The sequence below is a fragment of the Streptomyces sp. AcH 505 genome (genome assembly GCF_000818175.1).
Taxonomy (GTDB): domain Bacteria; phylum Actinomycetota; class Actinomycetes; order Streptomycetales; family Streptomycetaceae; genus Streptomyces.
Map to the genome: position 1 here is coordinate 2,103,734 of NZ_JTIY01000001.1, position 6,961 is coordinate 2,110,694.

At 70.2% G+C, this 6,961-nt stretch carries 6 protein-coding genes; 3 read left to right on the forward strand and 3 right to left on the reverse strand.

Annotated elements, in window-relative coordinates:
* The coding region (locus HY68_RS09725) for a hypothetical protein (RefSeq protein WP_198533242.1) at positions 1 to 555 on the forward strand (555 nt) is incomplete at its 5' end.
* Positions 556 to 644: 89 nt separating this feature from the next.
* Positions 645 to 1,328: an NADPH-dependent F420 reductase gene (locus HY68_RS09730; protein WP_041986987.1), complete on the forward strand. Its 684-nt coding sequence runs from the start codon at positions 645 to 647 to the stop codon at positions 1,326 to 1,328.
* A 61-nt stretch (positions 1,329 to 1,389) separates the two neighbouring features.
* On the opposite strand, the gene HY68_RS09735 is transcribed toward HY68_RS09730, so the two are convergent.
* Positions 1,390 to 2,478: a HoxN/HupN/NixA family nickel/cobalt transporter gene (locus HY68_RS09735; protein WP_041986989.1), complete on the reverse strand. Its 1,089-nt coding sequence runs from the start codon at positions 2,476 to 2,478 to the stop codon at positions 1,390 to 1,392.
* A gap of 228 nt (positions 2,479 to 2,706) precedes the next feature.
* Positions 2,707 to 4,167 carry an MFS transporter gene (locus HY68_RS09740; protein ID WP_241778516.1) on the reverse strand — a complete coding sequence of 487 codons (1,461 nt, stop codon included), beginning with the start codon at positions 4,165 to 4,167 and terminating at the stop codon, positions 2,707 to 2,709.
* 245 nt (positions 4,168 to 4,412) lie between these two features.
* Between HY68_RS09740 and HY68_RS09745 the strand changes: the two genes are divergently transcribed.
* Positions 4,413 to 4,823 (forward strand): MarR family transcriptional regulator, encoded by a 411-nt coding sequence (locus HY68_RS09745; protein WP_078863906.1) that lies wholly within the window; start codon positions 4,413 to 4,415, stop codon positions 4,821 to 4,823.
* 25 nt (positions 4,824 to 4,848) lie between these two features.
* Here the strand turns inward: HY68_RS09745 and HY68_RS09750 are convergent, their stop codons facing one another.
* Positions 4,849 to 6,363 (reverse strand): phosphoesterase, encoded by a 1,515-nt coding sequence (locus tag HY68_RS09750; protein WP_241778517.1) that lies wholly within the window; start codon positions 6,361 to 6,363, stop codon positions 4,849 to 4,851.
* Between the last annotated feature and the right edge of the window lie 598 nt (positions 6,364 to 6,961).

Below are 6,961 nucleotides of genomic sequence, written 5' to 3' on the forward strand. Positions count from 1 at the left end.
GTGGTCGCCGGGGTGCTGCTCCCGGTGGCCGCCGACCCGGCGCCGCCGGACCCGGCGGTCGGGAGGCGACTGGCTGCGGTACAGCGCGAACAGCGGGATCTGGCCGGGCGGCTCGACACCTTGCGTGCGCAACTCCCGCCTGCGGTGGTGGACTTGTCAGGGCCGGGGACGACGGTGACCCGGCAGGGCGACGGGCAGCTGATCACCTTCGACGAGGGGCTGTTCGGGCAGGACGCGACGCTGACACCGGCCGGTACGGAGGCGCTGCGGGCCCTCGGCAGCCGGCTCGCCTCGGCGGGGGCGAGCGGTCCGCTCGTGATCACCGGCCACACGGACGACACCCCGCTCCCGCCGGACAGCCCGTACCCGGACCGGATCAACCTGGGTTTCACCCGGGCGCAGACGGCCGCCGAGGCACTGGCCGGCAGCGGCGGCATCCCGCTCACCGCAATCGGCATCCGCAGCACCGGCACGGCCCGGCCGCCGTTCCCCGACGACTCGACGGCGAACCGGGCGCGGAACAACACGGTGACGGTGTTCGTCGGGCAGCCCTGACAGCGGCCAGTCGCAGCCGTGCGGGTGGTTCTCGAGTCGTGCCTCCCCGGCGGCGGAACAGATCGCTCCGAAGGCTCGTTCCAGCAGGTATGGCAACTCTTGGACTCATTGGCAGTGGACATATCGGCAGCACTCTGGCGCGGCTCGCCGTCGCCGGCGGACTCGACGTGGTGGTCAGCAACTCACGCGGGCCCGAGACGCTCTCCGACCTCGTCGCCGAGCTCGGCCCGCGGGCCAGGGCGGCTACGGCGGCGGAGGCGGCGGCAGCCGGGGACTGGGTCGTGGTGACGATCCCGCTCAAGGCGTATAAGCAGGTGCCGCAGGAGCCGCTGATCGGCAAGACCGTTCTCGACACGAACAACTACTACCCGCAGCGCGACGGCCAGATCGCCGAGCTGGACGCGGCGAAGACCACGAGCAGTGAGCTGCTCCAGGACCACCTGAGCCAGTCGCATGTCGTGAAGGTCTTCAACAACATCTTCTTCAAGCACCTCGCCGACCTGTCCCGCCCCAAGGGCGCGGCCGACCGTACGGCGCTGCCGATCGCGGGTGACGACGCCGGGGCGAAGGCGAAGGCGACGGAGCTGCTGGACGCGCTCGGGTACGACGCGTTCGACGCGGGCCCGCTGGCCGAGGGATGGCGCTACGAGCCGGGGACGCCCGCGTACGGGAAGCCGTTCGCCTCGACGCCCGGTGACGACTTCATGTCGCAGCCCGGCGGTCCCGCCTCGGCGGCTGACGTATCGGCGGCACTGGCGGCGGCGCAGCGCTGAGCTGAGCCGAGCTGAGCTGAGCTGAGCCGAAAGGAGCAGGGCCCGTCAGTCGGCCCGTCCGTCAGTCGGCCCGTCCATCCGCCGGCAAGGCCTGGACGGGCCGCAGGTCCGCGCTCCACTTCTCCTCGATCCGGCCGTACTTCCACACCAGCAGCGCCAGCACCCACGTGACGAAGAACAGCCCGACGATCACGAATCCGACGATGTTCAGGTCGAGCCCGCCCACCCAGTCCCAGAACAGCCCGTGCAGCCCGAGCTGGTCGGCGAGCAGGCCGAGCAGTTCGACCGTGCCGATGATCAGGGCCACGGCCACCGAAAGGCCTGTGATGGTGAGGTTGTAGTAGACCTTGCGGACGGGCTTGGAGAAGGCCCAGCCGTAGGCGAAGTTCATGAACGAGCCGTCGATGGTGTCGAGCAGCGACATACCGGCGGCGAAGAGCACCGGCAGGCAGAGGATCGCGTACCAGGGCAGCCCGGAAGCAGCGCCCGACCCGGCGAGCACGAGCAGCGCGACCTCGGTGGCCGTGTCGAAGCCGAGCCCGAAGAGCAGGCCGAGTGGATACATCTGCCACGGCTTGGTGATCGACTTCGTGACCCGGCCGAGCAGCCGGTTCATCAGACCGCGGTTGTTGAGCTGCCGCTCCAGCGCGCCCTCGTCGAAGCGGCCCGAGCGCATCCCCCGGAAGACCTTCCACAGGCCGATGAGGATGATCAGATTGATCGCGGCGATCAGATAGAGGAAGGCGCCGGAGACCGTCGTACCGATCAGCCCGGTGACGTCGTGCAGCCGCGAGCCGTCGTCCTCGACGGGCCCGGCGAGGGTCTTGATCCCGAGCGAGAGCAGGACCGCGAGGCCGAAGACGATGCTGGAGTGGCCGAGGGAGAACCAGAAGCCGACGGACAGCGGCCGCTGCCCCTCGCCCATGAGCTTGCGGGTCGTGTTGTCGATCGCGGCGATGTGGTCGGCGTCGAAGGCGTGCCGCATGCCCAGCGTGTACGCGGTGACGCCGATACCGATCCCGAAGGCCTGCGTACCGACCTTGTGGTGCTCGGGGGCGACGACCGCCACGAGTGTGACCCAGCCGATGACGTGCAGCGCGAGGACGAAGGCGCCCATGCCGCCGAGCCGGGTCCACTCCTCGCGGGTCATCGAGGCACGGACGCGACTCCAGCGAGAGCCCCCCGCCCCCGCACCGGGTGGGGTACCCGGTGCGGTCCCTGATTCGGGTCCTGGTTCGGGTCCTGATCCGGCGGGGGGCTGAGGCTGGGTGTCGGACGACACGGTGAGCACGGTGCGGCGGCCTTCCTTCGGTGGGTCTGCTTTCGCCACCTTGGTGCGCCGTGCCCGTAACTGCAACCTATGTGCAGTAAAGCTCCGTCACTGCTTCGACAGGTCGGCGTCGACAACAGGCACGGCCGAGGTCGCCACGAGCGAGGGACCCATCTTGGCGCGGGCCGGAATGCCGAGGACGACCAGCGCGGCGACCACCGCCGCACCCGTACCGATCATGAAGGCGACGCGGAAGCCGCTCTCGGTGGGGATCGTGACCGGGCCGAGCCGGGTGGTCATATGGGCCAGCACCACACCCATGACCGCGCTGGAACTCGACGTGCCGATGGAACGCGCCAGGCTGTTCAGGCCGTTGGCCGCCGCGCTCTCCGACGGCGGTACGGCGCTCATGATGAGCGCGGGCATCGCCGCGTACGCGAAGCCGACACCGGCGCTGATGATGGCGGCGAACGCCAGCACGCCCCACGTACTGCCCATCAGGCCGAGGGCGGCCCCGTAACCGACAGCGATGATCAGCGCGCCAACCAGCAGCGACAGCTTGGGCCCGTACGCCGCGGAGACCTTGGCGGCGAAGGGCGAAACGGCCATCATCACCAGCCCGGCGGGCGCCATCCAGAGGCCGGCGGCGAGCATGGACTGGCCGAGGCCGTACCCGGTGCTGCCGGGCAGCTGGAGGAGCTGCGGGGCGACGAGCGACATCGCGTACATGGAGAACCCGACCACGACGGACGCCAGGTTGGTCATCAGGATCGGCCGCTTGCCGCTGGTGCGCAGGTCGACCAGCGGGGCGGGGTGGCGCAGCTCCCAGAGGCCCCACAGCAGCAGGATCACCACGGCCCCGCCGAACAGTCCGAGCGTCGTGCCGCTCCCCCAGCCCCAGTCGGCGCCCTTGGAGATGGGCAGCAGCAGACACAGCAGCCCCGCGGAGAGGGCGAGCGCGCCGAGTACGTCGAAGCGGCCACGGGCGGTGACGGAGGACTCCGGTACGAGCAGCAGCGTCAGCAGTCCGACGACGAGGCCGAGCCCGGCCGAGCCCCAGAACAGCGCGTGCCAGTCGGCTCCTTGGGCCACGGCGGCGGAGAGCGGCAGCCCGAGCGCGCCGCCGACACCGAGCGACGAACTCATGACGGCCATGGCCGAACCGAGCTTCTCGGCCGGCAGCACGTCCCGCATGATGCTGATGCCGAGCGGGATGACGCCCATCCCGAAGCCCTGCAGCGTGCGGCCGATCACGACGGGCGTCAACGAGTCGGCGGGCGCGCACACCAGCGAACCTATGACCAGCAGGGCGGTGCTGATCAACAGCATCCGCCGCTTGCCGTACAGATCACCGAGCCGCCCGACGACCGGGGTCGCGATGGCGCCGCCGAGCAGGGTCGCGGTGATGGCCCAGGAGGCGTTGGCCGCCGAGGTGTGCAGGAGTTGGGGCAGATCAGGGATGAGCGGGACAACGAGCGTCTGCATCACGGCGACGGTGATGCCTGCGGCGGCGAGGACGCCGACGATGACGTTGCTGTTGCTGTTGCCCGGTCGAGAGGCTTGCATCATGCACAGAGTATGCATGATGCAAGGCGTGTGCACCATGCATATCTGCCGGGGTAGGGTCGGGGAGAACCAGGTGAAAAGCCCCAGGAGGAACAGGCGTGCAGACGGACCGGGAAACGGACCGGGAACCCGACCGGCGTGAGGCCGCGCGGCGGGACGCGCAGCGCGACGCTCAGGGGGACGTGCGGCGGGACGCGCAGATCGAGGCGATCGAGCGCGAGCTGAGACTGGTCGGCCGGCACGCCACGATGGGCTCCCTCCACCAGTGCCCGCCCGGTGTCCGGCTGGAGCGCAGCGCCCATCTGCTGCTCAGCCGGCTCGAAGCCGAAGGGCCGCTGTCCATCGGCCAGCTCGCCGACGCCTTCGGCCTCGACACCTCCACCGTCAACCGCCAGACGGCGGCGCTGCTCCGCGTCGACCTGGCCGAGCGGATCCCCGACCCCGACGGCGGCATGGCACGCAAGATCCGGATCACCGAGGAAGGCCTGCGCAAGCTGCGCGCCAACCGCGCCTGGGCGACGGACGGCCTCGGCACCGTGCTGGAGGACTGGACCCCGGACGAAGTCGCCACGCTCGCCGACGCGTTGCGGCGGTTCAACACGACGGTGGAGGAGAAGGAAGGCCGGCCGTGGCCCCGCGCCGCCGAGGCGGACGGCTGACGCGGAGCCGACGTGGCCCTGGCGGCTAACGGACCTTCACGAAAACGGGGTTGGAGTAGAACCACAGGTCGTCCCAGGGGCTCTCCAGCCCGTCGGCGAGCGGCTCGGCCTCGTCCGTGCTCGTACCGCGCACCCGGGCGTACAGGTCACCCTCGACGTCCCGCAGGGTGTGCCGGATGACGTACTCGTTGCGGTGCTTGTCCCAGTCGCGCGGGCCGAACCGCGCGACGACCTTGGTGGTCGGGTTGGTGTCGGAGTCGAGATCACGGCTCGGTCCCGTGATCTTGCCGACGATCAGGTCGACGCGGCGGACCTGCGGACGGTCGCCGTTGGCGTTCTTGCCGTCCAGCGGCCGGAACCTGATCTCGATCTCGACGTCGGTACGGCCCCGGCTGCTCACGGCCAGCGTCTCGCCGACGGCCGCCGAGCGGCCGTGGTTGCTCGCGCTGACGTCGAGGCTGGTGATGAGGTCGCCGGTACCGACCCAGATACGCCCGTTGCGGAGCCCGTCCATGATGTCGGCGTAGTCCTGCCGGGCCAGCACATGCGTCTTGCTGTACTCGCCGGGCCAGAAGTCGGAGCCGCCGCGCGTCCAGTGCACGTGCGAGTCGGACGTGGCGGTGATCCACCAGCGCCTGCCCTCGCCGAGCAGCGCGTCCCACAGACCGCCGACCCGGGCGGTCATCTGGTCGAAGCCGCCGTGGGTCGGGTAGCTGCTGTACGAGCCGCGCGCACCGCCGTTGAGGGGTCCGGCCTGGTGGCCGGGCGCGCCCTCGAAGCCGACGTAGATGTCGGGCGCCGCGTTGTTGCCGTTACGGAACTCGCGCGGCGTGTCCTGCCCGTACACCCCGAGACCGGTCGCGGACCGCGAGGCGTGGTGGGCGATCACCAGCGGCTTGCGGGGCATGCCGCGCGCGGCCTTGAGGAATTCGACCATCTTGGCCTCGGTGTCCCGCGCGGGATCCGTGGGGAAGGCGTCGAACTTGGCGAAGCGGCTCTCCAACTCGAAGAGCTGCTGGGCCTCTTCACTGTGGTGCGGGATCATGAGCGTGTGGTGGTCCAGCGCCGGGGCGTCGAACTCCATCCCCCAGAACTGCAGCACCTCTGGCACGAGCCGGCGCGAACGCAGCAGGTCGGGGTAGGCCTGCTCCAGGTTGACCTTGGAGTGCGTAGGACCGCCGTGGTCGGTGCACATCGCCCAGGTGAGGCCGAAGTTCTTGGCCATGATGGCGTTGGTGACGATGGGGTAGACGGCGTCGGCGCCCTTGTGGAAGACCGGCGGGTTCTTCGTCGTGTCGAACTCGCCGCTGTACTCCGAGTGCACGTGGTGGTCGCCGGCCCGCCACACGCGGTTACGGGAGTCACCGCCGTGGGAGTCACCGGACTTGCCCGGCTTGCGCTCGTCGTCGTCGGCCCAGGCCGTGCCGCCGCCCACCAACGGACTGGCAGCGGCCAACGTGGCCCCGACACCGGCGTACTTGACCAGGCGCCGCCGCGACATCGCCGCGTTCTCGGGATCTTCGCTGTTCTTGTCCTTCACGTGAAGCCTCTCATTCGACCGCTGGGGGGCAACCACTGCTGGGGGGCTCACCGAGTGTCGAAGAGTAAAAGGAACGCAAAGTGAACGGAGTTGCGGAGCCACGAGAACAACGAGACGGAGACCGGGCCCGAAACGCCGAAACGGCTTCACTTCGCGGTCACATGAAGGCGCGCGGCCCCGGACCTGTGCGGGCGGTGACTTGAGGCAACCGTGAGGCCGCCCCAAGGGGGACGACTTGGACGTGGCGTCCCAGAAAAGCTGCCCGGGCACACGCACGGAGGTAGTGACGCCGATGGGAGCGACGAGCTTCGCGGACGGGGTGGGCTGAGCGGGGCTGGGCGGGGCGGGGCGGGGCTGAGCGGGGCGGGGCTGAGCGGGGTGGGTGATGGCGGGTGCGGGTCAGGGCGGCATGAGCCGGGAGCTGTGCGGGCCGGAGCTTTTAGGCGGTCGGAAGGCCGCCCCTGAGGTTTGAGTGTCGCGGCTCCGGTCCGGGCGTCAAGGGCGCTCCTCCGTCGCGTCGGCTGCGCCGATTGCGCTGCGCTTAACCCTTGACCCCCGGCCCTCCACCGCAAGTACTTCTTTGAGGGGGGGGGCGGCC